Genomic DNA, 26,223 nt, shown 5'->3' with positions numbered 1-26,223 from the left:
TTTTTAAATGATATTTAAAGAGTTTTTAAAATTTAAACAACATTGAGCTTTACACTCAGAGCAAACAAGTCGTATTCTTGCTTTAGTCCCATGTCTCCGGTAACTTCACGACCTTCGGTTTGAAATTTTGCGATTATCTTATCGACAACTATTTCATTGAACTCATTCACAAACTCTACCGTAAGGACGAAAGGTTTGATGTTCAAAATACTGCGCCCTTTAGATGCTTTTTCAAGCGGTGTGATGTCGTGCATCATGATTCCCATTTTAGCATTGGGTGTCTTTTTGCCCCAACTCCAGGAAGTGGCATCGGCTCCCATCGTGTGGTTCAACTTATGCTCTTTTGCGTTGCCATAAGTCAGCGATGTAACTTCAATCGGGATTCCGTTCATTTGACATTTTACATCGACTGAATCGTAGGCTTTTCCATTTCTTATAATATCTGCCATTAGATTTGCGTTTTGAAATTAATAGTTCCTTTAATCTCACCGATGTTTCCACGAGGCACAATAACATAGCTTACGATGAGCTTTTTCTCAACAATCAAATCGCTTTCCGGATCGACTGTAGTTTTTCCGTAGGTGATTTCACCGTTTCGCATCATGTCACCAAAAACTTTGTCGCCAATGTCTTCGAGTGCTACGATGGTTGCAGGTCTCAATTTGCCCGTAGTTTCATCCAGGAACCAGTCGGTTTTCACTTTTGGTAGATAAACCGTTCTAAGCTCCCGGCGTGCTTTGTCAGAGGTTCTACCGAGTGCAATGGTGTGCTCATTCACTTTATTATCTTCATCGATAATAATAGGTGCGCAAACATGATCATTATTAATTCTCACGCCTGCCATACCGGTATAGGCAACTCCGAAAACATAACCTTTGTTTTCAAAAGTTTGTAAATCTTCGATGAGTTCGGTGTTGGTTTTATGGGAAGAAATCCCCGGCTCAATCCAAACGCCTTTCGTCGCATCTGTAATGTTGAAAATTTCATTATTCCCGATGTTTTGGTTTACATTGGCTTTTGCCATAACTCCCAAAACAGTTCCTACATCTGCAAACTTTTGTGCGTTTCCCGTTTTTGTGGATGCGTAAAGAAAGTCCTGTCCATTGACAAGAGTAACTTTATCTGCCTCTAAGTTTTCTAAATCGCGTAAATTTGCAGATGAAGCTGCGGAACCTGTATGTTGGTAACATTCTAATATAATCTGACAGGGCATGAAATGAGAGTCCGCCCATCCATATAATCCCTGTGCTTTTGGAATCGCATTATAAACCTCGGTCGGCATTCCATTCAATGGAACCACAACCGCATCAGATTCTAAATTAATAGCGATTGCCAGTTGCTTGATGTTTCCTTTTGCAAAAGCCAAAAGCTGTTTAGCATTGGTATCACAAATCGTAGGCATATCAACCGATTGAGCGACAAGCATCAAATGAAGTTCTGTTCCTTCGCCTGCATTACGGTAGAATTCCGATATATGTCGATGAACATTGATGTTATTGGTTGCATCGTATTCTTCTGTAATACCAAGCATTTTCACATCGTTCATGTTATACACCGTTGTTGGCGTATCCAAGGCTAAAGCAGAAGCCGCAATCGCAGAAATCACAAGTCCGCTGATGGCGTAACTTGCACTCTTACGATTAGCTCCGAGCCTACCTTTTTCAATTTTTATTCCTGATAAATCTGACATTTTAGTCTTTAATTTTATAGGTTATCTCCTGTTTTTTCAACTGGAGTGTCGCGTTCAAAAATTTCTAATTTTCCCACTCTCTTCCCGTCTTTTTTCGGTAATGAGTTGTTTGCATAGCTTTCGTCCGTAAACCATTCGCCTTGTGGGTTGAGAAATAAAGTCTTTACAGAAGCGTTTTCCGAAAAAAACGCTTTTGCATATTCATTTTTCTGATCTTTCGTTTGTTTTGCCATTTTTTATAAAAATTAATGGTTAAACATTGTCAGAAATCACCGCTCCAAATCCATGCTCTTGCTTTTTGTCACATAGACCATAAGTGTGTAATCTCACCTTAGATTCTGGATCTTTAGAAATCACATCGGTTCTCATGTCATTGAACAAAATCATCACCTGTTCGATATGATAAACCGTATTTGGGGTGTAAAAGAAAACAGATGCTTTTTGATCCGTTGCAATTTTGTTCGAACCTAAAGATTTCAGATTACCAGAAGCATCGTAAAGTGGCGTATCATTATTCTCAAATAATTTCAATTTGAAAAATCGTGAAACTTCACCAGTGGTTTTGTCAAACTCAATATCACGGTAATTGGATGTAGATGCTTTATCTACCATTAAATCAGCTCTATGTTCTGCACTTAATACAAAGTTCCAAGCCGTACCATCCAATAAGTTCAAGGGACTTAACATGTTGTAGAAATTCAACAAATCGACATAAGTCATTCGTTTTCTTCCTTCAAATTCTGCTCCTGTCGTTCTGATTACTGGCATTTTACCTGCCACATGCGATTTTGGTGCGAGCTTATTCAGGGCGTAATCTCTCACGCCTAATTTAAAGGCATCGGTGTGAGCTTTTCTGATTTCGGATTCTTTATCAAAAGCCATTGCTCTTAGATCTGCATCGCTGTAATTTGTTGGCGTGGTATCCAATTTATCCCATTCAACGAGCGTTTTTTTACCGTCCATTTTGGCAGGGGTAAAATCGACATTCGCATTCACTTTGAAACCGACATTGTTAATCAGTTTATTAAAACGAATACCGTCTTTATCAATCGCTCCTGGATTAGCTCTTTTTATAGCACCGATAAAATCGTCTCTATAATTTTGAAAATCCTCTAATAATTGTGGTTCAACATACTGCTGCAACCATAGTCCATCTACTTCGTTTGCCATTTTTATTTGTAATTAGCGTTAAACAATTCTTTGAATTTTTCCGGCTCAGATGCCGACATTTTCTCCAATCCTTTAGGATCTTCCGTTTGCCATTTTTTGAAATCCCAGTCCGATCTACCTACAGGAGTTGCAGAACCACCACTGTTTTGGATGATTGCTCCAATATTTGGTGCGCCAGCTTCAACAGGCTTCTGTTTTGCTTGCAGTACCGTTGCAAGAGCTTCTATCCCGGAAGTCTCACCGATTTTCCTGTAGATTTCTTTTTCATTTTCTTCAAGGTTCGCACCGTCAACCATTGCGGAAATTTGTGCATCCTTGTACATTTTCAAAGCAGATTCGGCAGATTCTTTGCCGTTTTTTTCAGCTGTCAATTTTTCTTGCAAAGCATCAATAAATGCAGTGTCTGAACTTGCCTCAGTCAACGCCAACGCGAATGTCTGAATTAGAAGTTTTTTCATATTATCGTTAAAATTTTGTTGCATATTTTCCGGCAAACCAATTGCAGCCGGATTTAAAAGAATATTGGAGAAAAGGTTATAAACCTCGGTTTCGCCATATTGAGATGGCTCTTCGATTGGTAGAATGGTTTCTACTTTGGAAGGGATAATATTAGAAATAATCCCTAAAGCCAACGCCTGTTCTGCATCTAACCAAGTGTCTTTTTCGATATAAGTTTTTGCTTCAGCTTCCGAAATTTGAAGTTTTGTTGTGATTTTTTTTACAAAGTTTTTCTCCATTAATCTCAACAACGAAGCGGCACTTTCGTGGTCTTTAGCCTCACCATAAGAACCCGATTTAGGAGCGTGCAGCATAATGTATCCATTTTCGACCATTGCAGGTTCTTTTACAGACAGTGCCATTATAGCTCCCATACTCGCTGCCAAACCAATGATTTCTAATGAAATATTTGATTTTGAAGATTCTAAAGCGTTGCACATTAAGTTACCGTCAAAAACAGAACCACCATATAAGTGCATCTTAATCGTAATATCGGTGTATTGTTTTTCGAGTCGATTTAATTCGGATACAAACCAAAGTCCGTCACCACTCCAAATGGTGCCCAAAACATACAGTTCGTTTTCGTTTGTTCGTAAAATCATTGTTTTTCTGCGAATTATGGAACAAACATAAGACAGCATTTTCCGTTTAAAAAGAATACCTGCAAGGCTTGCCACTTAACTAAATTTTGTGTCTATTTATTTTGAAGTTTGTCTGAAAAAGTGTAGAAAACGAATGGCAAAACGCGTAAATAATGAGCCGTTGCGAGCAATGGCAGAAAGAATGTTTGTAGAAGAAGGCATGACCGCCAAATCTATTGCGCTCGCTATTGATGTAACCGAACAAACCGTCGGAAGATGGCGAAAAGGAATTCAAGGCGATATTTCCTGGGACGATAAAAAAACAGAATTTCTTTCAGCCCCACACAACATCAAAAAGGTCTTAATGAATGAATTGAACCACCTCTCTAAAGGAGGCGATGCTACAATTGATGTGAAAGCCATTAAAGAAGTCAGCAATGTTATTTCTACACTTTCCGACAAAGTAAGTACTCAAATTACTTTCAGCGTTTTTCGAGAATTTGACAACTGGATGGCAACGCAGGATCCTGAAAAAGCAATTGAGTTTTTAGACTGGCACCGAACTTTTTTACTTCATAAAGCCCAAGCAGAATAATGAGTGAAGGCAAACTAAATAGAATAATGGAAAAAATGCTCCGTGATTACGATGAGCATTGCAAAGCTATTGAGCTATACAGCGGAAAAGGACTGGACCCAAACGAAACGCCAATCTCTCGAAAAAAAACACGGTTGGTTTGGGAAAAAGATTATCTCACTTGGTTTGAAGAAATGTTCCCGGAATATGCAAAAGTAAAATCAGCATGGTTTCATAAGAAATTAGCACAGATTTTAATTGATAACGATGTATGCGATTTGCTTGCAGAAATCTATCGTTCCGGTGCAAAGTCGGTACATTTGGATTTAGGAATACCATTATATCTGTATATAACCAACCGAATGAAATTCATGCTTTTAATCGGACAAACCGATTTAAAAGCAAAAAAACTGATTTCTGATATACAGGCAGAACTTACTTACAATAAGAAGTTCATTCATTATTACGGTAAGAAATTTAAGTTTGGTGACTGGTCGGATGGTGATTTTACCACAACCGACGGTGTGAAGTTTATGGCGATGTCTCCGGGACAATCTCCCAGAGGTTTGCGTGAAGGAAACCAAAGACCAGACTACATCGTAATTGATGATGTTGACACCAAACAACGCGTTAATAACGATGAACTTTCCAACAAATTATTAGAATGGGCCTGGGAAGATTTACGCGGTACTTTCGATGAAGGTTCTAAATTTCGTCGGTTTGTGGTTGCAAACAACAACTTTCACAAAAACACGCTCATCAACAAGCTGAAAGAAGAATTTAAAGTTTTCAGTAAAAAAGTGAAAGAACTGGGATTACCGAAAAAACACTTTGTCGTTACGGTTCCGGCTGTAAAAAATCTTACCACTTTCGAATCCAATTGGCCTGAAAAAACGACCGCCGATTATTGGAAAGAAAAGTATCACACAACTCCATACCGCTCGTTTATGCGCGAATATATGCATGTGCATATTTTGGAAGGTACAATTTTCAAAAACGAACAAATCCATTACAAAAAACGCTTGCAGCTTCGCCAGTATGATGCCCTGTGTTTTTATGGCGATTTATCTTACAAAGATGCTGGGGATTTCAAAGCAATGGTTTTCGTTGGAAAAGCAGGTCGGGAGTTTCATATTTTAGATGCATTTGTAAAGCAAACCTCCAAAAACAATACCGCGATTTGGTTGTATGAGACGGTAAAATCAAGAGGTTTACTTTCCTATAACATTCAATATTTTATTGAGGGACTTTTTGCCCAGGATGAGTTTGTAAGTGATTTTGATGCCGTCGGTGATTCTTACGGTTGGTATGTTCCTGTAGTTGCCGACCAGAAATCAAAGACCGGTAAATTCGACCGTATCGAAAGTATGGCGGGATATTTTGAAAGGGGAAATGTTTTCTTTTCCGATGATTTGGAAGAATCACCGGATTGCAAAGAACTCATTAACCAACTTTTAGCATTCCAAAAAGGTAGTGGTGCTCACGATGATGCGCCTGATGCGTTGCAATCTGCCATCTCTAAACTGAACATTCAAGCCACATTAAACTCTGTGCCTCCAAAAATCACGACGCGCAAATCAATGATTAATAACAAAAAAAATAGATTCTAATGGCATTTATCACCGATGAAGACTATACCGTTCTTATCAGAACCGAAATAAAAAATATATTATTGGATAACTACTCCGATACAAAATTAAAGACCGCCGAAAATATGGGAATTGCACAGGTGAAAAAAAGACTTGCAGGCAGATATGATGTGGCAAAGATTTTTTCAGCTGAAGGTGATGAGCGAGATAGCTACATCGTAATGATAACTCTCGATTGCGCTTTATATCACCTCTACACCGCAACGGTGCCAAACAAAATACCAACGATAAGAGCCGAAAGATACCAAGACGCACTCGATTGGCTTAAATCAGTTGCAAAAGGGGAAGAAACCACTGATTTGCCATTATTAGAAGACGAATCGGGAAATAATTTATTAGGAATTAAAATAGCTTCTAAATATCAACCGAGTAATAACAGGTGGTAAAATCTTTAAAACATCTTTAAACTCCCATATTTCACACTTTAATAACAAAACCGATGAAGATATTAGGTTATAATATAAAACTCGATAAAAACCGCCCCGTTGCAATTTCTTCCAGTCCGACAACTTCGGGGAGAAAAAACCCGAAACTCATTTCTATTGTCGAAAACTTTAAAGACAATAGCCGAAAGGACATTGACAAATGGAGAAAAGCCCTAACAATGGCTTATCACCCCGAAAATCCAAAACTTAATTTCCTCTATGATCTAATTGATGATCTGAAAACTGATGGACATCTACAGTCGCAAATTCAAATGCGGAAAATGTCCACTTTAAACACCGACTTTCAAATCATCAATAGAAAGAGCGGTGAAGTGAACGAGGAACTCTCCTTCATCATTCGTCAGCAATGGTTTTACAAGTTTTTAGATTTTGCCTTAGATTCTATTTTATACGGAACATCAATTGTTGAATTTATTGATTTTAATGGCGATAAAATCAATCTTGGTTTAATACCAAGGAGAAACACTGCACCAACGAAAAAGCGCATTTATCCGGATGTCACCAAAGATGATTTTATAGATTACAGCAATCCGCTATTTGAGAAATGGCTTATTCAGATCGGTGAATCAAATGATTTAGGAATCATTAACAACATTATTCCCAATATCATTTGGAAACGCAATGTTATGCAATCTTGGGCGGAATTTTGCGAAAAGTTTGGTTTACCACTAATAACCGCCACAACCAACACCAGTGATGCAACGGTAATAGATAATGTTAATACAATGCTGCTATCATTAGGCGAAGCCGGTGCTGCTACTTTCCCGATGGGTACGGACATTAAATTTAACGAAGCTAATAGAACAGATGCATTTCAAGTGTATATGCACTTCATGCAGTCTAATGCCGATGAAATATCTAAACAATTGGTGGGTTCTACTATGCTTTCCGATCAAGGATCGAACAGGTCACAAACCGAAGTTCACGAAAGAACTTTAGACGATAAAATCTCGCAAGCCGACAAGCGGAATATCTGTTTTGTAGTGAATGATGTGCTTTTTCCATTGTTGCAGCAACAAGGCTATTCCATTTCGGAAGACGATTACTTTGAATTTAAAACCGCAGAGCAAGAGATTGATTTAAAACAGCTTTGGGACATCACTTCAGGACTCATTAATAATGGTTTTGATGTAGAGCAGGATTGGATTTCGAAAACTTTTAATATCCCGTTAGGCGCTAAAAAAAAAATTCCAACCTTAAGCAATCAACCGAAAATTAATACTGCTGCTGCTTATTTAGATGCGGAAAACAAAGAACGATATCCGTTTGCTTGCACTTGTGGAAACCATGTTGTGGCAGTTTCAGAACCCATTAAAACTGCATTAACCGCTTTAACCAAAGAAATGATAAAAGCAATCTTCAACAACGAAGATACTTTGGGGATTTTCGGAGAATTTGTTGCGACTGAAGGTTTATACCTTGTTAAAGGTTTGCGAGATAATTTTAAAACCTTTTCTCCTTATGTCGGGCAGGATCAGTTGGTCTTGCAAATGATGGAATATAACCTATTTGAGTTTTCTACAAATAAAACAGAAGCACGATTTGCATCGGCTATGGATTTGTTAGTCGATGAAAAAGGAAGACTTAGGAATTATACGGATTTTGAATTTGCTGTGATGCAGAAATCTGAGGATTTCAATAAAAAATGGCTGGAAGCCGAATATAACCTTTCGGTTGCTACCGGGCAAAATTCAGCGGCTTATGTTCGATTTATGGCGGAAAAAGATACCGTTACGCCTTATATACAATATCAAACGGCGGGTGACGACAAAGTTCGAGATACTCACCGGGTTTTAGATGGTAAAATATTCTCTCTTGATGACAAAGAAGCACTGCAACTATTTCCGCCAAACGGTTACGGTTGCAGATGCGAAATGTTGCAATATGTTGGGAAAGTCACGAAAGACACGATCACTAAAGGAAGTGCCGCAAAAGGAATGATTTACGCTAGCGACCCGAAATTTGAGAAATCACAATTTGAAATTAATAGAGGTGACCTAAAAGAGGTTTTCACAAAAAAACAATTTTACTCCGAAAACAAAGATTTACCCGAAAAAGTAAATCAATTGACCTTCGATAAGTACAATTTAAAAAAATACGCTGACTTTAAAGGTGATTTAAAGCCAATAAAATTAGACAAGTCTATTACTCCAGATAATGTAAAAGAGCTATTCAAAAAATCAGGAGAGGAAGATTTTATGGGATTTGAGGATTACCTAGGAAGAAAATTATTTTTGAAAGAAAAAGTTTTTGAAAAACATGTTACCGGTCATTATACTTCTGAAAGCCAAAACAGACATCAACTATTTCCACATATAAAAGATGTTTTAAAAAATCCGTCTGAAGTATGGCATTACGAGAAAAAAGAAAACAGCAAATCGTTCAAAACTCGATATGTAAAGTTTTATAAAGATACCGCCTTAGTTGTAGAGTGCGACATTGATTACAATAAACAAGGTTTAGAAGCTTTAACCTGGTACCCAATGAAAGGAGATGAGAAAGAAATCCGGAGAGGATTAAAGATAAAATAAAAAGTTCTGAAACTTAGACCGTATAAACTCATTGAGCCGTCTCTATTGGTTGCACCCCGAAAGTAGCAACTATTAATGCAAGCTTCAAAACTTTACTACAAAAATACAAAAAATATAATTATAACCAAATGGCAACAAGCAAATTAACAATGTTGATAGATATGAGCACTAAGATGTTCAATTCTAAACTTTCTCAACTGCAAGGAAAGTGGAGCCAAACCGTTGGCAAAATGGAAGCTAAATACAGAGGGCTTATTGACAATATTGGCGGAGGCGATTTTATTGATCAAATTAAGAATCCTGCAGCAGCTTTAGCTGTTGCAGGAGCTGCCGCCTTTGCTTTTGTGGGTAAATCCACGGCAATGGCCAACGATTGGCACACCAAAATGGCAGAAATAAATGTCACCGCAGAGCTTTCGAAAACGCAATTGCAAGGGCTTTCGGATAAACTTCTGGACATTGGTGCCCGAAATGTAGCTCCGCTGGACGAGGTACCCAAGGCTTTTGGGCGTATCATATCTGCAGGTTTATCGGTCAAGGATTCATTAACCGCTTTAGAACCAACCATGCGAGCGGCTAAAGCCGGCTTCACCGATATTGAAACCGTAGCCAGTGCCGGGATTGCCACGATGATGTCTTCGGGGAAAGATATTAACAAAGTTTATGATGTGCTCTTTGAAACGGTAAAAGAAGGTAATGCCGAATTTAAAGACATAGCGCGTTATCTACCGAAGGTTGTTCCGCTTGCTCGAAGTATCGGATACGAATTAGAAAGCACTGCCGGTGCCTTCGCATCTTTAACCACCAAATTAAGTGCCGAACAATCTTCTACTGCTTTAGAAGGTGTAATGCGAACTTTATCAAATGCCGATGTTGCAATGGGCAAAATGGACGCCAAAACAGGAAAATATGTAAGTGGATTTCGAGCGGTTGGCATTAATATTTTTGACTCTGCAGGTAAGATTAGACCTTTAATTGATATTGTGAAAGACTTGAACAAAAGTTTTGAAGGCCTAACCAATGAGCAAAAAATTGAAAAACTGAGCAAGCTCGGATTTGACCAGGCAACGGCTTTAGGTTTCGGAACACTAATGCAAGATGTTGAAGGTTTAGAAAAAGCAACCCGCGCAACTTCTTTTGCGCAAGGTGCATTAAACAAAGCGTATATGGACTCTTTAACCCCAACGGAGCAGTGGAGCGTTATTCAAAATAACATCAAAGCTTCGATGATAAAATTGGGAGAAAAAATTCTACCTTATGTTACTTTGGCTCTCGAAAAATTAACACCAGTGTTTGAGTGGATGTACCAAAATATTGACACTATTATCCCGGTATTGGGAACTTTTGCAGCAATATTGGGAGTTGTGGCCGCTGCTGGGTTTTTAGCAATGTTACCAATTTCAGGCACAGCCGTTGCCATTGCTGCACTTATCGCACTCGTGGTTTTAGCAATCAAAAAATACAACCAATGGGGTGCAACGCTTCTTTGGTTTCTGGGGCCAATAGGTAGGGTTATTTCCGCATTCAAATTAATTTATGACCATTGGGATTCTATAAAAAAAGCATTCCAAAACGATGGTATTGTAGGCGGATTGAAAAGAATAGGACAAGTTCTCTCTGATGTCATTCTGCAACCTCTTGAGCAACTTTTAGGGCTTCTTTCAAAGTTACCTGGATCACTTGGTAAAGTTGCGCGCGAAGCACAGGCGAGCGTTCACAAATTTAGAGGATCTCAAAACCTTGTTACAGATAACGAAAAAATACAGAATGCGTTATCAGCAGGAAAACTGGTGATGTATAATGGAGTGGCAATGTTACCAACATCAAAGGCAAAGTATGAAGCACTTGCAGCCGCCAAGGAAAAAGAAAAGGAAAAAAATTCTCTTTACAATCCATTAGACCCAACGAAAGGCGGTGCATTTTCTGACGGACTAAGCAAAGGCGATAAAACCAAAAATAAGCTGGGAAAAGATGTTGATAAAATAAGTGGTGCTGCCAAAGAAGTAAAAAATATCACCGTGAAATTCGACAGCATTCATAAGGGTGATAACATCGTGAACGGCGGTGGTGGAAAAGGAATGTCGATGGAAGATTTTGAAAATTTCTACAACGAAATGATGATGCGTATTTTAAGAAATCTTGAAACCTCATAGCCATGAAAAACCAGTATATTGAATTTAAAACCGAGTTTTTCAACCGTTTGCAAAAGGTAAACAAGCCGTCTTTTATGAGGCGGCTGGTGAACCGTGCCGGAGTAGTGGCTGTGAATTTCTCGAAAGAAAGATTTGTAAAAAAGGATTGGTTGGATGGAAGCTCACGGCAAACTTGGGAAAAAAGAAAGAGAAAGGACAAAGGCTCATTGATGGTTCGGTCTGGAAGGCTAAAGCGTTCTATTCGTAAATTGTCTGAAGGCGACTACTTTGTATTTATCGGTACAGATGTACCATACGCAAAGGCACACAACGAGGGCGAAAATATTAACAAAGTGACCAATGTAAGAAGCCACACAAGAAAGAAAACCATTCACGCTTCCATGAACTTAAGAACCCGTAAAAAAAGCAGAAAAAGAGTTGATACAGGCGAAATTATTAAAGTGAAATCCTACCAACGGAAAATGAATATAGACCTTCCAAAACGCCAATTTTTAGGCGACTCTAACGCTTTAGCAAAACGAATTGAGCGCTTTGCCAATGTGGAAATTAACAACGCAATAGAAAAACCATAATATGAAACTTTTTTATAAGAAATTAATAGCAACTTTTAGCATGGAAGATGTAAAAGACCGCTACAGAACTGCAGGAATTGTTCCTCCTCAATTTATTGATCTATATGCAGGTCAAGAGTACAACCCCGAAGTCTTTGAAATCCACAATTACCCGGCTATTTTGGTGGATTGGTCAATAGATTATAGAAACCAACCGCCAATCGCAACCATCAACTTCAATCTGCTTTATGAGCAACTGCGCGATACCAGTAATTTAGGACAAAATACCGATGAAGCTTTGAAGTTTATAGAATTTATTGCCATCACCGATGAAGTTTTAAAAACCGTAGAAACCGAACATACCGGGAAATTGAATCTAAACACAGAAGGTAATAAGTTAGACGATACGGTGGTCGATGTGTATACACTATCTTACCAGTGCAGCTACAGCGGTAAGCTCGCAGAACCGCAAACCGGTTACATCAAAGGACAAATAGAAAACCTCACCACCAGGCAAGGTTTATTTACGAAATTGTTGGATTAAAATTCGGTAGTACCAATATACCATTTGTTTTGCCGTTTTCGGATTTTCAAATGATAGGTTTTTAAATCGGTATAGCCATTTAAGCGAAGTTTAAAGAAGCTTTCAACACGCTTTTTTGTTTCGGCAGAAAGTTGCTTATCTTCAAAAGTTAGACCATACATGCCTTTCGTTACCACTACCAAACCTGTATTGTTTACATTTTCATAAGGTTTTTCAGGGCGGTGTTTAAAAACCTCGCCCTTGCTCCTTGCAGGTTGCGTTTTGCTTTGCGCAGAAAGCAGGAAAGGAAATAATATAAAGAGTAAAATTCGCATTTTTTTTAAACTTCTTTTAAATCAATTATTTCTAAATAAAAATCATCATCATTTGCGTAACCTTGTTCATTGACAAATTTGAGTATCTTTTGAAAATTTTCAGACATTTTTACTCTTCTGTTTTCCTTTGCTTTCGCAGTTTTTAGATTTTCAATTTCAATTTTTTCACTTTGCAAATAGCGTTCAACCATCAATGGAAGAGTATCTTCCAAAATATCGATCATATTAAGATACTTTTCTTTCAAGTATTGTGCATTTTGCACGGAATTACCTCTATCGGGATATAGGTTTTTATAATTCTCTACACCAACTTCCACAATTTTTGACCAATTGTAATGATTTGATAATTCATCCAACTGCTCCGCTTTTTTTTCAAGGAAATTGAAACGAGAAAAATAAGTTTCCTGCTTTTTGGTTGACTGTAAAATATGTAGGGTTTCAAGGACCTGATTTACCAAATTTAATCCCGTTTTTTCATTTACATTTATGGATTGAGTTACTGATTGTTTAGTTTTTTGCTCTTGTTTTTCTAATGCAATCGACATCTTTTCAATTCTATTATCTAAAAATTGATTCCATTTTTTATTAATTGATTTAAAAATACCCATAATTTTTTTCTCAAAAATACAAAAACCGCTCAATTTGAGCGGTTTTTTATTAATGCATTTCAAAAAAATGCTTGCGTATCTCTGTTAGTTCTTTTGCGAGTACATCGCTGTAAGCAACCCGACTGTCCGGATCTGTCAGAAAACTTAACAGCAAGGTACTGGCTTTCTCGTAACCCAACTGCATTAGTACTTCTTTTCTGCTAATTGTACTATCTGCGAAAGTATTGTCCTCTTGCATGGTTGCCATTTGATAGTTTTCTCTTTTGTAAGATTCTGTTTTGTAGCCTATCTTATTGTTCATCTTGTTGAGGATTTTGGGCGTTATAACATACTTTGCATGTGATTAATCTTTGCACAATGGTTTCGTTATCTACCAAAACCATGGCTTTTCTTTGCTCATTCATTCTGTGATTGCACTTTAGAAATGTGCGAAAATATGAGCGGTTCTGTTTGTTCTCTTTGCAAAATTCTTTGCAAAATTCCGCCATTTCTGTGCTGTTTGGGAAAAACTTTGTCGCCTTCATGATACACCCAATTTTGAAATTAAACTTAATCGCAAATCTTTGTCCTCTATCTTGGCTACATCCGAAAGAATGCTTATCATTCTGTCCTGTGTAAGGCGGTTGTGGTTGCGTTTCTTGGGAGAACTAATAACCGGAATGGGTTGCAAGAAATCTTCGCCCTGGTCTGTTAGTCTGATGATGAGTTCTTCTGCCCAATCTCTAAACAATTTCGCCCTTTCGGAACGCATAGTAAAACCTAATCTAACAACACCTCTTTTTGTCCAAAAAACTTGATGTGGTTGTGCATTTGCAAGGGTGTTACCAATGGTAACACCCTTTATAAAGTGTTTCCCTTCAGTAAGTTCATCACCCAAACTCAACTTGTTTTTTCTAATGGCATATTCTGTAACGCCATATCCATTAGCTACCTCTCTGGTAGTCATTAAAAACTCGTAATTCTCACTTGGAATTACATCTACTGCTAATTCAGCAGTTACTTGCATTTTAATTTCTTTTGACATAACTGAAATTTTTTAAATGCGAAAACCCAACTTTAGGTGTGTCAAAACAATCGTAGATTGAGTTTCCTCGCATTTCTTAGAGGACACCTTTGTTGGGTTTTCTTATCGTTGAAAATAATTTTGTAGATTTCTCTACGATTTGTTTTGACGCTTCAAAAGTAAGTAAAAATTTTGAATGTGCAAGAAAAACTTAAATTTTTATAAAATTAAGTTTGGTTTCTGTTGGGAAATCTTCTGTTATAGGGGTGCTGGCAAACATGGCTTTCAGCATTTCGGCAGTCCATCCCTCGCCACAAAGTTTTACTTCTACCAAAAGGCCTTTGTCGTAAGTGGCAAGCACAAACCTGCCACTGGGTTTCTTGGGTTCTATCTTGTAGAGGGTCATTGTAATGTATTTTAGTTAAATTTTGTTCCCGGAGTGGACTCGAACCACTCTGTATGCCTTTCGGGAAAATTACTATTTTTGGTGTGCTAACAATAAAATATAGTAATTATGGATAAGCAAGACTTGGCTTACATCGAAATGCGACTTTCAATCTTGGAAAAATTGTTATTCAACAATAAAAAAGATGTTGAAGATTATATCGCAATCATCGAAAAAGTAAAAGAATCTACCCAGTTCGGGGATGCTGTGCGTCTGAAACAACTTGTTGAAGAACATTTACAATCTCTTGGTCGCCTGCTTTCGGAAATGGAAGAATAATTCTTTTTATTTCTTGTCGGTTCTGCTTGATAACCTCTAAAATAATAGGGGTTAGGATTTTTAGTGCTAATTTTTTCATACTAATTTTGGTTTTACAAATTCTTTCTGAAATTCTCTTATGGCGACATTGGTCCATATATACTCATCGCTGGGGAGCTGGTCTCCTTTTATGGCTACATGGGTGTTGTAATAGTCATTTACAAACCTGCTCCCATGGATGTGGGTTTCGGTGTAGGTTTTGTAAGGGAGGACCAGGTATCCTCGTCCTCGTAAGGCATCCAAAACCTCTTCTTTACTGTAGTTGTATCCGTTAATTTTTAGCATTTTATCTTGTGTTGTTTTGTTAATCGCTCTTTCAGATCTCTGGTTCCTCGCAATGTGATGATATTAAGTTCGCACGCCAGTCTGTGTTCTATCATTGCACCTCTGCTTTTTGCGTAATCATCAAGAAACACCACGGCATCAGCCGTAAGAAGATGGGCAATACAGATTTTCATTGCTCTTTCCCACGAGATATCCCAAGTTCCTACAATGTTGATGGGGTTGATCGCTTCAAAGCCTTGGCTTTCTATCTCTCGTTGCACTTTTACAAATTTTTGGGTGCACTCTAACTGATTTTCTCCGGAGATCTTACCTGCGATGTAGATTCTTTTTTTCATTTTTATAATAATTTTTGATGTAGTTCGTTTTTAAAAAGTTCGAGTTTGTTGTTTTCGTAGATTCCGAAATTGCCAATGCTTGCACTCACCAGTTCCAGAAGCTTCTCCGCAAGGTGATATCGCAATTCTAAACTTCTTTTTTTGCCGTTGGCATTGGCAGAGTAAGAGATGCAGGTCTTACTGATCCGCTCAAAAAGTTCTATCACCATAGATTTTCCACTTCTGTTTTTGGTCAAAAACTGGGTGTTTTGCAATACCACTTTGTGTACTAAAAACAAGGTTTCGGGATCTGTTTTAATGTTTATTTTCATAATATTACATAATTGCTTTTATCTCTTTTTTTGGCCAAAAGCCCTCTCCATGTATATCCTTTTTTCTCAAAATGTGGTAAATCTTTAAAGGTTTTCCAGTTACCACCCCAGTCCCAGCCGTATTTTGCGAATATCTTTACGCACTCATACCAATCTGCTACTTTATCGTTGTCCCAATCTTTGACGGTGTCCCAACTGGCGGTTTTCCCGTCTATAATAAGAACGATATCCACTGCTAATCCGTAATTATGGATACTTTGCCCCCCTTTTGCATTGGTAACTTTCTTTCCTGGGTTGCTTCGCCCTTGTGCATATATTTCGTCTTGTTCAGCAAAGGTTCTTAAACCCTGAGAGATTCTAACGGCAGCCCTTCCTGTCAATGCGTTGTCTATTTCCTCAATTATTCTAGTTACTTCAGCCCTCACACTAGGGTGCAATTGAGAGATTCTTTCTTTTGTTACTTTATCCATATTTAAAAATTAAAGGTTAGTTGATTTCCGTTTTTCTTATCATTTTCCTGTAATTTTTTCAAATCTCTTTTTGCCGGGACTCCTAGCCAATTTCTATATGTTTTAATCGATATATGATATCTAGGCTCTATAAATTTGTAAAATATCTCTTTGTAGGTAAGTCCATGCTGAAATTTTTCTCGCTTTACGATCTCTTGAACTTCGATAATTCTCTTGTAATAATTATTTTTATTGTAAGCCATACAGAAAAATGATATATTTGTAATTGTCACATCACAATGCTCATGGTCTATACGGCTGTGGGTGTTTTTTTTAGTTCCGAGATGGCATCGGCAACTGGTGGTAATGGTGCCACGCTTTAGAACCTACTACAGTAATATCCTTTTCGTATTTTGCTCTCATGCTTTTAAATTGCTTTATCAGCTCCGGGAACTCGTCTATTTTGTAGAACGGAAGTACCTTTTTCAATACCGAAGATTTCTCCATAAAAGCATTGAAACCACTAAAATCATGCGGATTGTACAATCCCATATAGTGTGCATCTTTCAAGATGATGGCTCTTAGCCTTTTCAACTCCTTATCTTGCTCCATTTTGGTGAGGACATCTTCTATTTTCGGTTTTCTTGGGAAGAAAAGATGGTAGAAGCTGTCCAGCTCGTTATCGTCCAGCTCATCAAGATTATGGGTTCTATGGTGGCTGTGCATCCATACGGAATCTTCTAACCCTCTGCCGAACCTGTCGAGCAGTCTTTTTTTCATTTTTTCTGCTTTCATATTGTGTATTTTAAAGGTTTTTTTGATATTAATTTTCTTCATTTTGAAAATTTTGAAGATTTTCAACCTCAAACTTTTCATTAAAAATCTTATTAATGCGATCTAGTTCACTTTTGAAAACAAAAGGTGTGTCTAATTTTATAAATAGATGCCATTTTTCATTCACAAACGCGAAACGATTCAAATCCAAATAGAAAAAATCCGTCTGTCGACTGTGGAACTGTTCCATTGCTTTCAAAGACTTAAATTCTTTCGTCTTTAAATCTTTAGTTCCTTCGAAATACTCCAGCTTGAAAGCCGTCGCATTCTCAATTCTTATTCTTTTTCTAAACTTTTTCATTTGCTTTAATTTGTTCCGCTCCGGGAATCGAACCCGGACTAAAACCGTTGCGGAAAAGATAACAGGGCATTGGCAAAAGAGCGGTGGTGGTACACCCTACGAAGTCTTAGACTTTAATCCGCTCCTTCGCCAATGCTTTTGTTCTACGAAAGTTTTTCTCCCTCCGCTTTAATATAATCAGGTGTCAAATCAACTACTTCAATATAGGTTTCATCCGAGAAGAAAGATGTGTATGATATTTTTTTGTCCCAAATTTTTACTATCCAACCCTTTTTTATAAACCAATATTCTTTTCCTTCAATCATTACTCTTCCTTCCATAAAATTTGGATTAGGGTTTAATGGTCGAGCATTTTTATCGTAATTTTGTTGCCATCCCATTAATGTTTTCGAATGAAAACCTTCTTCGAAATTTTTTGTGATTTTTTTTATTGTTTCTGAAATCATTTCTAATATTTTTAAGTTAATAATTTGCCTTTGCTAAAAAACCTTCGTAGAACATTGGTTTGGTCTTACGTGGCTGAAAATACTTTATGCATAAGCCACGCAATACCAAGCCTTTTAACGTTATCTATTGTTAATCTTGCTCATATTTAGACAAGTGTTCTGTAAGCTTCATTTTCTCTTTCACTATTTCTAATACATAGAGCATTTCGTTGTAATTCAAGCCTGCTTCTTTCATTATTCCTATGATCTCGTTAGCCAATTGGCTGGGTGTTTTGTTCGCCATTTTAAAAATTAGAAAAATTAAGGTTAATCCCTATCCATCGGTTGTCTCTGCCTTTTTTGTAGAAAGCGATATAGTCTTTGCTGTGGTTGTAGCTGTAGCTTTCTTTCAGTAGTCGGATGCCTTCTCGCCAGTTATCATCATCAAAACGGTCTTCCATAGCGTAAAGCTTCTGGATAAGATCTACATCCAAGTCGCCTTTTTTTCGTTCTAAAAGAGACATGATAAGATCCCTGGTATCTACATCGTTTTCAAACTTGGAGTTTACAAAGTCGATGATGTGTTTTTCGGCTTGTACCGATCTCTCATCAAAAGTACCTTTGCCTTGCTTCTTGAAGAGAATTTTGAAGTCATCGTTCTTAATTTCAAAATTCCCTTTGCCGTCTTTGTGGCGTTTGGAGTAATCTTGCAGAAGCTCGTACAAGGTTCTCATCTGGCTGAACACTTTAGCGTTAAAGCGTTCTAACGCTAAGGACAAGTCATGGGCAGCAGTACCCAGCTCTTCTATTGTTTCTTCTCGGAGCTCTTCGTAGGTTCTACGCTTTTCTTCTCTCTCCAGCCTTTCGGCTTCTTTTTTCTTTGCCAATGCCGCTTCTAGCTCTTCTGCGGATAGTTGGCTGATGTCTATTGCCATAATTCTATTGTTTTTGTTGTTGTATTTCTATTTGTTTTTTCAGTTCTACCAGTTGCTGGTGCAGTTTGGTAATGACCTCCCGGTCTTTGGCAAAGGTGAGTTGCCATTCTACAATCTCCTTTTCGTGGAGCAGTCTGTCTAGGCTTTTCATCAGTCTTCGATATAAGTAGGATCTTCTAACAATGCTTTCATCTTACTTTCTAAGGCTGTTTTGGTTTTGAAGCCTTTTTCTAAGGTCTTCCATTCGTGGCAACAAAGATTCTTGTACTTTATGCTCATCCGGAAGAAGTCTGCCCTAATAATGGTAAAGCCTTTATTCAGTACTTTCTGTTGGTCTTTCTGTGTCATCTTCGTTTGGTTTTTCGGTTACAAATCGCCAGCAATTGCCGTCTCTTACATACCTGCCTTTCTTGTTTTTTTCCTGTGTTTTGGCAAGTTCCAAGGCTTCTAAAGACTTATTGCGTTGCTTTTCTTTTTGCTCTTTGTTGGTAAGGTCCCAAGAGGCATTTTCGTGCAGTCCACTCATATTTTTGCTAATTTTATTTGTTCACGGATAATCACCCTTTTAAGTCGGCGCAAATCGTCTATCACCTTGATGTTGGTTGCTTGTTCCTTAGAGACTTGAATCTCTTTGTAAACAGGGTTAAGATCATCGAAAATCTGTTTTTGAAGCTTTGCGTCCGAAATACCGTTGGCTACACATATTTTCCTTGTACATTCCAGCGTTGCACCTATAAGATTGATGTATGAGCGGCCAAAACGGCTTTCAATCTCGTCAAAACTCATCTTTTTTAGCTTTACCCCTCTTGTGATTCTCTGTTCCAGGTCGGGAGTTCCGGAAGCGATTACGCCCATTTCATCTTCACGCTCATTAAACAGGTGAATAAACCAACGCAATGCAGAATCTTTCAATTTCCCAGCTTCATCTACTATTAAAAGTGGTTTTGCACTCGTTCTTTTCGCAAAAAATTCTACCACTTTCATCCCTAATTTGTCGATGTGCATGTAGGTTTTTCCTGTGTCAATACCCAAAGTGGTACATAATTCTGTTAAAAATTCTCTTTTTGCCCATTCTCTACATCGGATATAGAACACCCCACTTTCTCCGTTAATTTGTGAATAGGATCTCAACGGTGCAGACTTTCCAATACCTGCCTTATCGACAATCATCATAAAAAGGCTGTGTGTTTTTGCATCATCACAAATCTTTGAGACTTTTTTGTAATTTAAAGTTTCCGCGATTTGCCATTCATTACTATTGTAGCCCACTGCAATACCTACTTTTAGCCACATTTCATCTTTAATTAAAGCCCAGTTTTCTTTTTTCATCTGGGTAATGGTAGCCTCGGAAACATCGGCTTTTGTAGCTACTTGTCTGTAGCTACCAAGCCTTTCTTTTTCTTGATGTATTAGTTGTACAATCGTTGTTTTTTGTAAATTTGTCATATCTTAATAATTTTCTGTCGTTCCATTTACGATAGCATCCATCAAAGCGTCGTGAGATATGCCGTCTCCCGATGCTTTTTTCTTTTTAGTTGGCTTTTTATACGGCTCAATGTCCAGGTTATGATGATCCTCATAAGCCGTTGCTGTCGTTTTCTCTGTATATATTCCCATTAAAGAAGAGTCTTCGCCTATTACCGATGCAAAATCAGTTTCTTTCAGCTCTTTAATGCGTTCGGCTCTTGCTCTTAGTTTTGCAACTTTTCCAAGTTCCTTATTAGGTCCTTTCATCTGTGGAGCTTCAATGTATTCTGCATCACACAAAGATTTTAATAGATTGCCCTGTTTTTCCCAAAGGAAAACCACCGACAAATCATTCAAATCGTATGTCATCACTACTTTTTTACCAAAATAGTTAGACATGATATCGTAACTTTCCAAAGGAATTTGGTAGTTGAAAACCACTTTTATAATTTCCGTGCTTATCTGTCCTTCGTGCTTGATGGTAACTTCTTTTTTGAGCCCGAAAAGCATTGAAATGGTGGACATAGAAACATGATTAACATGTGGTTTTTCGCTCATTAGGTGCAAATCTTTAGGCGAATAATGCACACCTGCATGTTTTCGAGAGTAATACGAAAATCGTGTATTTCTATATTTTTCAACATGCAGAGATGTTTCCTCAATATTCTTTTCAAGGTTCCAACCTCTGTTTTTAGCTTCTTTCTTAATTCTTTTCAGATACTCCGGGGCACGATGTGCATACGCAGCTCTTGATTGTATCCCCTCTCCGTAGAAATATTTAGAATCCATCAAGAAAACAGACTGCAAAGTCCTAAACCAACGCTCAATACCTGCTTTGTGATTGGCTTCGTGTGTGAAAGTAACGGTAACTCCTAAAGCTTCCATTCTTTCAAACAAATCTTTCATTTCGGGTTTGTTATGCCCAGGAAAACGGTCGGTAACCCATTCGTGAGGCAAATAACCTGCATTTTGAACCGCCATTTTCATTGCATCGAGATATACCAAATGATTTTCGGAATAATCAAAAGAATACCCAAGAACATCACCCGAATGAACATCACGGACCGCAACAATATTGATGTATCTTTCTTTGCCGTCTTCGGCTTCGTGAGCAACCATATTGACACGGGTGGCATCCATTTCCCAACAATCTCCGGCATATAATGCATTTTGAGTAGGGATATACCCTTTGTAGATGTGAGACTTTCGGCTGCTGGATCCATAACGCTTTTCTCCTGTAAGGAATTTTGTTTTTGGAAGCTCGAAAATATTCTGTCCGTACCATCTACGAGATGGCGCTTTTTTAAGTGTCATTTCGCACATTTCTGTCACTTTCCTAATGATGTACTCATTGGTGAAGTTTTGTGGCATAGAACGCATTTGCATTACCCAACTGAACACTTCAGGATCATTGTACAATTCTGCATTATTATTGCCGGCTCTTGGCAGGTAAATAATATCTACAATGCTTTTGTCTGTGTTTTCAAGCACATCAATCTTTTCCTTTAACTTTAGATAGTTATGCGGGATATACTGGAGGTCCATCGCTTTAAGAATTGGACTCAAATCCTTGTAAATTCGATTTGATGTCCCTTGGTATTCGTCTCTTTCGGTAAGGATAAAGTCCAAAACCGCACAGGCTTTCGAAAGTGCCACACGATGGACTTCGCCTACATGATTATAAAATTCCCAGTAATTCTTAGAAACCGTCTTTAAATGTTGTTTAAATCGGGTTTCAAGATGTCCCATTTCTTTAGATCTACAAGCTTTTAGATACTTATCCTTTAGATCCTCTGCATCGCCAAACTGATTTCTGTAGTTTTTGGGTGCTTTGTTGGGGATATTCGCCAAAGCGTAATAGTATTGCCCCTGCACTTTGCCCCAACGCCAGCTCTTGCCACTGTTCGGCATAAAGTCGCCTGCCTTGGCAATGTCGCACTGGCGAATAGTCTTTTTGTAAGTTGGTCTTGCTTTTTTCCAAAGATAAGTTTCTGTTATCTCGCAGACTTCCATCAACAATCGTTGCGAAATCCAAAGAGATTCCGAACCGTTGGTTTGTCTGATGATGATGTCTGTAGAGGTTAAGTTCATTTTAATTAATTGTTCCCGCCGTGGTGTCGAAACCACGCTGTGCCGTGGCGGGAGATTTACTATATTTACAGTGCTAACAAAAAAAATATAGTTTATGAGTGTTCAAAATACTTTAAATCAAATAGTAGAGTTAAAAAACAATGTTATTAGACCCATTCAAACAGATTTTATTAAGCATCTTGTTTCAGTATCTGTGATACTAGTTCCTCTGACTTCTTTTGCGAAGCTAGATCCTGCAGACGATAGAGAAATACTACACTGTCTTTTGATTGCTTTACTAGCGTGTATCCTAACTGGTTCAGCACATCTCTACATCGTTATAATTCAACATCGGAAAATGGCTGAGGACTTAAGATTAGAGGCATTACGAATGCTGAAGGAGAACGACCAAAAACAAACTGCCATATTCGGGAAATACAATACTGTAATGAATTTAAGCGAATTACTTTGCGTTCTTTCATTTCTTGCTTCTGTTTGTTTAATTACTATACTGGTTTGGTAATCGTAAACTTAAACACGCTAAAAAGCGTCCATTCCTCTTTTACTCTTTTGTCGTCAAACACAAAAGACACTGTCGTTTTGTACTTTAAAATTTTGTTGAAGAATTTTCTGATTGTTTTCATAATGCTTTGTTTTTTTGGTTGTATTTTTCTAATTCTTTCTTTATCAAAAGGCCCTTACCTTTTACTGGATTGCGGACTCCTCGGTTGATGAGGCCTACATAATCCGGATGGCTCCCAAACTTCTCGGCAATCATCTGATAGACTGATGAAGTAGCCGTTAGATATTTTTTCTTTTTCGTTTTCATTATTTCCCTACTTTTGTAATGATTTAATAGTGCAAATATACAGTTTTCTGTATATTAAAAAAATAAAAATACAATTTTCTGTAATACATTTTACCATGAATGACATAACACAAAGATTTATAGATGTTTACGAATACCTATTAAATAATAAATTGGTAGATTCAAGTAGGGATTTTGCCAATAAAATAGACATAAGTGCATCTATGATGACGGAAATAATAAAAAAAAGGTCTAATGCTGGTATAAATCCAATACAGAAAACTGTACAGAATTTTTCTAATATAGATTCAACTTGGTTATTAACTGGCATAGGCGAAATGGTCAAAACGAAAAGTAAAGAAAACGCCACCCTTTTAAACGGTGGCGAAAACGGTGGCGAAAATGGTGCTAATCCAAAAGTGAAAGATTTGCCACCATTCCAAGAAGAAGCCGCTAAAAAAAATGGCAACTTAATACCTTTGTATGATGGACTTGTTGCGGCCGGCACCGCATTACATGCCGATCTAAGCCCACAAATGGAGCCGGTAGAGTATGTAGATGCTGGCGACTGGTTCCGTGATGCTACTGCCGCCATGCGTGTACACGGAGACTCTATGCATCCGGAATACCACAGTGGTAGTATCATAGCAATGAAAAGGGTTAATAATAAAAGGCTTATTGTTTTTGGTCAAGACTATGTTATAGAAACATCAGAATACCGTGTTTTGAAGCGTTTGCAACGCTCTGACGAAAAAGAATATTGGACATTAGCCTCGGTAAATACAGAGATCTGGGAAGTTGGACCATTAAAGGGCAAACTTATCCACGAACCTTTTGATGTTCATGTAGATGATGTTTCACGACTTTTTAAAGTACTCGGATGCGTAAAGCGCAATGAAAGCAGCAGAATTGTACACAACCAATCTTTAAAGTAAACAATGCGTTTTAATCATACTTAAATACTGAAATAATTAATACCATAGGGGCTTCAACTAACATGACCCCTAATTTTCACCCAAAGAAATGAACATTTAATGAATGTAAAATGTTTGCAAATTAACACGAAACATCAAATTTCTCTTTTACTTTTGGTTTTGCCGTTAAAGGAACCACCAAAATAAATTCTGAAATTAATTCAAGTTTTTGTTTTATTTTTTACCAACGCTCATTTAGCACATTTGGTTTTTGCCAACGCACAAACTACTCACAAAAAACTAAATTTTTCCTTCCCTACAAACTCATGAACACAAAGATTTTTCTATCGTATCAAATTCAAAATAAAATCCGGTGCTATTTAATTTATCGTTGCTGATTTTTGAACCTTCCAAAAGCATAACCGCCATTTCGCCAAAGAGTAAACGAATGACAAAAGCAGGAGCATTGGGTAAGAAACTTTTCTTTCCTAAAGATTGCAATAAGGCTGTTGAGAAATCATTCATCGTAATTTGTTCCGTTGCAACGGCATTATAAATTCCTTTAAGTTGATTGTTAGAAAGAATAAAATCGTACAGTGTCACCAAATCCCGAATGTCTATCCAAGGAAGATATTGCTTGCCTGAACCTAAAGAAACATTTATTCCGAGTTTGGCTAATGGGCTAAGTTTTTTAACCATTCCGCCATCCTTTCCGAGAATAACCCCTTTGCGTAAAATAACAGTACGAACACCTAAATCGTTAAATTTTAAAGCAGCATTTTCCCATTTCTGACAAACAGAAGCTAAAAAATCGTTACCGCTTTCCGAAGTTTCTGCAAATGTCTTATCCGTTGTTACGGCACCATAAAACCCAACAGCAGAGGAGGAAATAAAAGTGTTGATGTTGAATTTATTTTCCGAAATATATTGATATAATAAGTTAATAGATTTTATGCGACTGTCAATAATTTCCTTTTTTCGGTCGTTGGTCCATCGTTTTTCGCCAATGTTTGCACCAGTTAGATTAATCAGAATTTCTACTCCTTCAAATGCTTTTTTGTCGATGTATTGTCGTTCAATATCCCATCGAAAAAAGCAAATATTTTCTAATGGATTAGCCCTTGGTTTTCGGGTTAAAACATGAATAGAATAGCCTTTTCCCACTAAAAAATCAATGAGTTGTTTTCCAACAAAACCGGTTCCTCCTGCTATTAATATTTTTTTCATTTTTTAAATCTCTTTACTAATTCAGATATTTTTCAGCTGCTCTTTATTGAGGAAGAAGTTCGCCCTGTTCATTCAATATAAATACCGATAATGCCCTGTGCAGATGATCTTGGTACTGAGCATCCAATTTTTCCATTTCTCCGATAGGTTGATCTTGTTCATGGACAAGCAAAACATCGTTTGTTTCAATCATATTTTTTTTACGGTTTTGCATATTTTAATCGGTTAATCAATTGTGTGGTGTGATAGCCATCTAGCGAAGACCCCGCTACAGTTCCGGCCTTTTCTATATCAAGCACACCATCTTCTTGCAACACATCATCTGGAAAATACACATCTAAGATTTCGCCTATAATTAACAGCGTGTCGTTAGTTTTTATCGGTAATAGCTCTTTTAGTTCCAAACCAATTTGTATAGACGACTCTTCAACGAAAGGTGCAAAAAAATTATTCTTATAAATTGGAGTAAGACCAGTTTTGTCAAATTCAGATTGGTGGCGAGCGTAGCGTGCGGATGTTTGATGGGCTTTCTTGAAAATATTTTGATTAACATGATTAATACTGTAATAATTCGTTTCCAGAATATTTTCTAGCGTATGTCTTTCTACCGAATTAGGGCGAGATATAAATCCCATTAATGGCGGATTTGCACCAATATGACAAACCGAGTTAAAAATTGACAAATTGGTTTGCCCTGAATTGCTTTTTGTTCCAATCAAATTAAGACTTTTAAATCCACTTAATGAATTGATAAAAGCAGTCCTTTTTAATTTTTCCATTTGAGCTA

39 protein-coding genes are annotated in these 26,223 nt (G+C 37.5%); 10 read left to right on the top strand and 29 right to left on the bottom strand.

What is annotated here, in order from left to right; all coding sequences use genetic code 11:
• Positions 1 to 32: 32 nt before the first annotated feature.
• Genes H9Q20_RS11740 through H9Q20_RS11720 form a run of 5 tightly spaced genes read right to left on the bottom strand, consistent with a single transcriptional unit; the run spans position 33 to position 3,960 of the window.
• On the bottom strand, positions 33 to 449 hold the full coding sequence (locus H9Q20_RS11740; protein WP_187477845.1) for a hypothetical protein: 417 nt from the start codon (positions 447 to 449) through the stop codon (positions 33 to 35).
• Positions 449 to 1,690 (bottom strand): DUF2586 family protein, encoded by a 1,242-nt coding sequence (locus H9Q20_RS11735; protein ID WP_187477844.1) that lies wholly within the window; start codon positions 1,688 to 1,690, stop codon positions 449 to 451. Before H9Q20_RS11735 ends, H9Q20_RS11740 begins: the two co-directional genes overlap by 1 nt.
• A gap of 14 nt (positions 1,691 to 1,704) precedes the next feature.
• A complete protein-coding gene (locus tag H9Q20_RS11730; protein ID WP_187477843.1) occupies positions 1,705 to 1,923 on the bottom strand; it encodes a hypothetical protein in 219 nt (72 codons plus the stop codon).
• A gap of 19 nt (positions 1,924 to 1,942) precedes the next feature.
• Entirely contained in the window at positions 1,943 to 2,860 is a 918-nt protein-coding gene (locus tag H9Q20_RS11725) for a hypothetical protein (RefSeq protein ID WP_187477842.1), read from the bottom strand.
• Between the two features lie 2 nt (positions 2,861 to 2,862).
• Positions 2,863 to 3,960, bottom strand: coding sequence for a Clp protease ClpP (locus tag H9Q20_RS11720; RefSeq protein WP_187477841.1), 1,098 nt, complete (start codon positions 3,958 to 3,960; stop codon positions 2,863 to 2,865).
• Between the two features lie 133 nt (positions 3,961 to 4,093).
• On the opposite strand from H9Q20_RS11720, the gene H9Q20_RS11715 reads away from it, so the two are divergent.
• From H9Q20_RS11715 to H9Q20_RS11685, 7 genes are all read left to right on the top strand, one after another.
• Positions 4,094 to 4,534 carry a hypothetical protein gene (locus tag H9Q20_RS11715; RefSeq protein ID WP_187477840.1) on the top strand — a complete coding sequence of 147 codons (441 nt, stop codon included), beginning with the start codon at positions 4,094 to 4,096 and terminating at the stop codon, positions 4,532 to 4,534.
• Positions 4,534 to 6,123: a phage terminase large subunit gene (gene terL, locus H9Q20_RS11710; protein WP_222933877.1), complete on the top strand. Its 1,590-nt coding sequence runs from the start codon at positions 4,534 to 4,536 to the stop codon at positions 6,121 to 6,123. The genes H9Q20_RS11715 and terL overlap by 1 nt, the downstream gene beginning before the upstream one ends.
• Positions 6,123 to 6,548: a phage protein Gp36 family protein gene (locus H9Q20_RS11705; protein WP_187477839.1), complete on the top strand. Its 426-nt coding sequence runs from the start codon at positions 6,123 to 6,125 to the stop codon at positions 6,546 to 6,548. Before terL ends, H9Q20_RS11705 begins: the two co-directional genes overlap by 1 nt.
• A gap of 53 nt (positions 6,549 to 6,601) precedes the next feature.
• Entirely contained in the window at positions 6,602 to 9,139 is a 2,538-nt protein-coding gene (locus H9Q20_RS11700; protein ID WP_187477838.1) for a DUF935 family protein, read from the top strand.
• Positions 9,140 to 9,267: 128 nt separating this feature from the next.
• Positions 9,268 to 11,292 carry a phage tail tape measure protein gene (locus H9Q20_RS11695; protein ID WP_187477837.1) on the top strand — a complete coding sequence of 675 codons (2,025 nt, stop codon included), beginning with the start codon at positions 9,268 to 9,270 and terminating at the stop codon, positions 11,290 to 11,292.
• A gap of 2 nt (positions 11,293 to 11,294) precedes the next feature.
• Positions 11,295 to 11,864, top strand: coding sequence for a phage virion morphogenesis protein (locus tag H9Q20_RS11690; protein ID WP_187477836.1), 570 nt, complete (start codon positions 11,295 to 11,297; stop codon positions 11,862 to 11,864).
• A 1-nt stretch (position 11,865) separates the two neighbouring features.
• Positions 11,866 to 12,387 (top strand): hypothetical protein, encoded by a 522-nt coding sequence (locus H9Q20_RS11685; RefSeq protein WP_187477835.1) that lies wholly within the window; start codon positions 11,866 to 11,868, stop codon positions 12,385 to 12,387.
• Here the strand turns inward: H9Q20_RS11685 and H9Q20_RS11680 are convergent.
• The 5 genes from H9Q20_RS11680 to H9Q20_RS11660 form a co-directional block, all read right to left on the bottom strand.
• A complete protein-coding gene (locus H9Q20_RS11680; RefSeq protein WP_187477834.1) occupies positions 12,384 to 12,701 on the bottom strand; it encodes a hypothetical protein in 318 nt (105 codons plus the stop codon). The genes H9Q20_RS11685 and H9Q20_RS11680 overlap by 4 nt on opposite strands.
• A gap of 5 nt (positions 12,702 to 12,706) precedes the next feature.
• The gene (locus H9Q20_RS11675) at positions 12,707 to 13,342 is read right to left on the bottom strand and encodes a hypothetical protein (protein WP_187477833.1); all 636 of its coding nucleotides are present in this window, start codon (positions 13,340 to 13,342) and stop codon (positions 12,707 to 12,709) included.
• Between the two features lie 16 nt (positions 13,343 to 13,358).
• On the bottom strand, positions 13,359 to 13,610 hold the full coding sequence (locus H9Q20_RS11670) for a hypothetical protein (RefSeq protein WP_187477832.1): 252 nt from the start codon (positions 13,608 to 13,610) through the stop codon (positions 13,359 to 13,361).
• A gap of 219 nt (positions 13,611 to 13,829) precedes the next feature.
• Complete coding sequence (locus H9Q20_RS11665) at positions 13,830 to 14,333, bottom strand: hypothetical protein (RefSeq protein ID WP_187477831.1); 504 nt, start codon at positions 14,331 to 14,333, stop codon at positions 13,830 to 13,832.
• 190 nt (positions 14,334 to 14,523) lie between these two features.
• Positions 14,524 to 14,718 (bottom strand): hypothetical protein, encoded by a 195-nt coding sequence (locus H9Q20_RS11660; protein WP_187477830.1) that lies wholly within the window; start codon positions 14,716 to 14,718, stop codon positions 14,524 to 14,526.
• 108 nt (positions 14,719 to 14,826) lie between these two features.
• Between H9Q20_RS11660 and H9Q20_RS11655 the strand changes: the two genes are divergently transcribed.
• Complete coding sequence (locus tag H9Q20_RS11655) at positions 14,827 to 15,036, top strand: hypothetical protein (RefSeq protein ID WP_187477829.1); 210 nt, start codon at positions 14,827 to 14,829, stop codon at positions 15,034 to 15,036.
• A 75-nt stretch (positions 15,037 to 15,111) separates the two neighbouring features.
• Here the strand turns inward: H9Q20_RS11655 and H9Q20_RS11650 are convergent, their stop codons facing one another.
• The 15 genes from H9Q20_RS11650 to H9Q20_RS11585 all read right to left on the bottom strand — a co-directional run bounded on the left by H9Q20_RS11650 (position 15,112) and on the right by H9Q20_RS11585 (position 22,508).
• Positions 15,112 to 15,360 carry a hypothetical protein gene (locus H9Q20_RS11650; protein ID WP_187477828.1) on the bottom strand — a complete coding sequence of 83 codons (249 nt, stop codon included), beginning with the start codon at positions 15,358 to 15,360 and terminating at the stop codon, positions 15,112 to 15,114.
• Positions 15,354 to 15,695, bottom strand: coding sequence for a DUF4406 domain-containing protein (locus H9Q20_RS11645; RefSeq protein WP_187477827.1), 342 nt, complete (start codon positions 15,693 to 15,695; stop codon positions 15,354 to 15,356). The genes H9Q20_RS11650 and H9Q20_RS11645 overlap by 7 nt, the downstream gene beginning before the upstream one ends.
• Before the next feature lie 2 nt (positions 15,696 to 15,697).
• Positions 15,698 to 16,006: a hypothetical protein gene (locus H9Q20_RS11640; protein ID WP_187477826.1), complete on the bottom strand. Its 309-nt coding sequence runs from the start codon at positions 16,004 to 16,006 to the stop codon at positions 15,698 to 15,700.
• Positions 16,003 to 16,476 carry a M15 family metallopeptidase gene (locus H9Q20_RS11635; protein ID WP_187477825.1) on the bottom strand — a complete coding sequence of 158 codons (474 nt, stop codon included), beginning with the start codon at positions 16,474 to 16,476 and terminating at the stop codon, positions 16,003 to 16,005. Before H9Q20_RS11635 ends, H9Q20_RS11640 begins: the two co-directional genes overlap by 4 nt.
• A gap of 2 nt (positions 16,477 to 16,478) precedes the next feature.
• Positions 16,479 to 16,718, bottom strand: a complete 240-nt coding sequence (locus tag H9Q20_RS11630; RefSeq protein WP_187477824.1) for a hypothetical protein — start codon at positions 16,716 to 16,718, stop codon at positions 16,479 to 16,481.
• A 70-nt stretch (positions 16,719 to 16,788) separates the two neighbouring features.
• On the bottom strand, positions 16,789 to 17,292 hold the full coding sequence (locus tag H9Q20_RS11625; RefSeq protein ID WP_187477823.1) for a hypothetical protein: 504 nt from the start codon (positions 17,290 to 17,292) through the stop codon (positions 16,789 to 16,791).
• Positions 17,279 to 17,590, bottom strand: coding sequence for a hypothetical protein (locus tag H9Q20_RS11620; RefSeq protein WP_187477822.1), 312 nt, complete (start codon positions 17,588 to 17,590; stop codon positions 17,279 to 17,281). Before H9Q20_RS11620 ends, H9Q20_RS11625 begins: the two co-directional genes overlap by 14 nt.
• Positions 17,591 to 17,733: 143 nt before the next feature.
• Positions 17,734 to 18,036, bottom strand: a complete 303-nt coding sequence (locus tag H9Q20_RS11615) for a hypothetical protein (RefSeq protein WP_187477821.1) — start codon at positions 18,034 to 18,036, stop codon at positions 17,734 to 17,736.
• A gap of 130 nt (positions 18,037 to 18,166) precedes the next feature.
• The gene (locus tag H9Q20_RS11610) at positions 18,167 to 18,319 is read right to left on the bottom strand and encodes a hypothetical protein (RefSeq protein ID WP_187477820.1); all 153 of its coding nucleotides are present in this window, start codon (positions 18,317 to 18,319) and stop codon (positions 18,167 to 18,169) included.
• Position 18,320: 1 nt separating this feature from the next.
• Positions 18,321 to 18,950 carry a DUF3164 family protein gene (locus H9Q20_RS11605; protein WP_187477819.1) on the bottom strand — a complete coding sequence of 210 codons (630 nt, stop codon included), beginning with the start codon at positions 18,948 to 18,950 and terminating at the stop codon, positions 18,321 to 18,323.
• 4 nt (positions 18,951 to 18,954) lie between these two features.
• Entirely contained in the window at positions 18,955 to 19,101 is a 147-nt protein-coding gene (locus tag H9Q20_RS11600) for a hypothetical protein (protein WP_187477818.1), read from the bottom strand.
• On the bottom strand, positions 19,101 to 19,298 hold the full coding sequence (locus tag H9Q20_RS13210) for a hypothetical protein (RefSeq protein ID WP_222933876.1): 198 nt from the start codon (positions 19,296 to 19,298) through the stop codon (positions 19,101 to 19,103). The genes H9Q20_RS11600 and H9Q20_RS13210 overlap by 1 nt, the downstream gene beginning before the upstream one ends.
• A complete protein-coding gene (locus H9Q20_RS11595) occupies positions 19,264 to 19,476 on the bottom strand; it encodes a hypothetical protein (RefSeq protein WP_187477817.1) in 213 nt (70 codons plus the stop codon). The genes H9Q20_RS13210 and H9Q20_RS11595 overlap by 35 nt, the downstream gene beginning before the upstream one ends.
• Positions 19,473 to 20,396, bottom strand: a complete 924-nt coding sequence (locus H9Q20_RS11590) for an ATP-binding protein (RefSeq protein WP_187477816.1) — start codon at positions 20,394 to 20,396, stop codon at positions 19,473 to 19,475. Before H9Q20_RS11590 ends, H9Q20_RS11595 begins: the two co-directional genes overlap by 4 nt.
• Positions 20,397 to 20,399: 3 nt before the next feature.
• A complete protein-coding gene (locus tag H9Q20_RS11585; protein ID WP_187477815.1) occupies positions 20,400 to 22,508 on the bottom strand; it encodes a transposase in 2,109 nt (702 codons plus the stop codon).
• Positions 22,509 to 22,602: 94 nt separating this feature from the next.
• Here H9Q20_RS11585 and H9Q20_RS11580 point away from each other — a divergent pair, with 94 nt between their 5' ends.
• Entirely contained in the window at positions 22,603 to 23,010 is a 408-nt protein-coding gene (locus tag H9Q20_RS11580) for a hypothetical protein (RefSeq protein WP_187477814.1), read from the top strand.
• A gap of 117 nt (positions 23,011 to 23,127) precedes the next feature.
• Here the strand turns inward: H9Q20_RS11580 and H9Q20_RS11575 are convergent, their stop codons facing one another.
• Positions 23,128 to 23,316 (bottom strand): XRE family transcriptional regulator, encoded by a 189-nt coding sequence (locus tag H9Q20_RS11575; RefSeq protein ID WP_187477813.1) that lies wholly within the window; start codon positions 23,314 to 23,316, stop codon positions 23,128 to 23,130.
• 95 nt (positions 23,317 to 23,411) lie between these two features.
• On the opposite strand from H9Q20_RS11575, the gene H9Q20_RS11570 reads away from it, so the two are divergent.
• Complete coding sequence (locus H9Q20_RS11570; RefSeq protein WP_187477812.1) at positions 23,412 to 24,230, top strand: helix-turn-helix transcriptional regulator; 819 nt, start codon at positions 23,412 to 23,414, stop codon at positions 24,228 to 24,230.
• 303 nt (positions 24,231 to 24,533) lie between these two features.
• Here H9Q20_RS11570 and H9Q20_RS11565 read toward each other — a convergent pair whose 3' ends face one another.
• Genes H9Q20_RS11565 through H9Q20_RS11555 form a run of 3 tightly spaced genes read right to left on the bottom strand, consistent with a single transcriptional unit; the run spans position 24,534 to position 26,215 of the window.
• The gene (locus H9Q20_RS11565; RefSeq protein ID WP_187477811.1) at positions 24,534 to 25,436 is read right to left on the bottom strand and encodes a TIGR01777 family oxidoreductase; all 903 of its coding nucleotides are present in this window, start codon (positions 25,434 to 25,436) and stop codon (positions 24,534 to 24,536) included.
• A 43-nt stretch (positions 25,437 to 25,479) separates the two neighbouring features.
• Positions 25,480 to 25,650 carry a hypothetical protein gene (locus H9Q20_RS11560; RefSeq protein ID WP_187477810.1) on the bottom strand — a complete coding sequence of 57 codons (171 nt, stop codon included), beginning with the start codon at positions 25,648 to 25,650 and terminating at the stop codon, positions 25,480 to 25,482.
• Complete coding sequence (locus tag H9Q20_RS11555; protein ID WP_262385535.1) at positions 25,637 to 26,215, bottom strand: flavin reductase family protein; 579 nt, start codon at positions 26,213 to 26,215, stop codon at positions 25,637 to 25,639. Before H9Q20_RS11555 ends, H9Q20_RS11560 begins: the two co-directional genes overlap by 14 nt.
• Positions 26,216 to 26,223: the final 8 nt, after the last annotated feature.

It is taken from the genome of Amniculibacterium sp. G2-70, from assembly GCF_014353055.1.
GTDB classification, from domain to species: domain Bacteria; phylum Bacteroidota; class Bacteroidia; order Flavobacteriales; family Weeksellaceae; genus Amniculibacterium; species Amniculibacterium aquaticum.
This window is presented reverse-complemented; position numbering and strand designations above follow the sequence as displayed.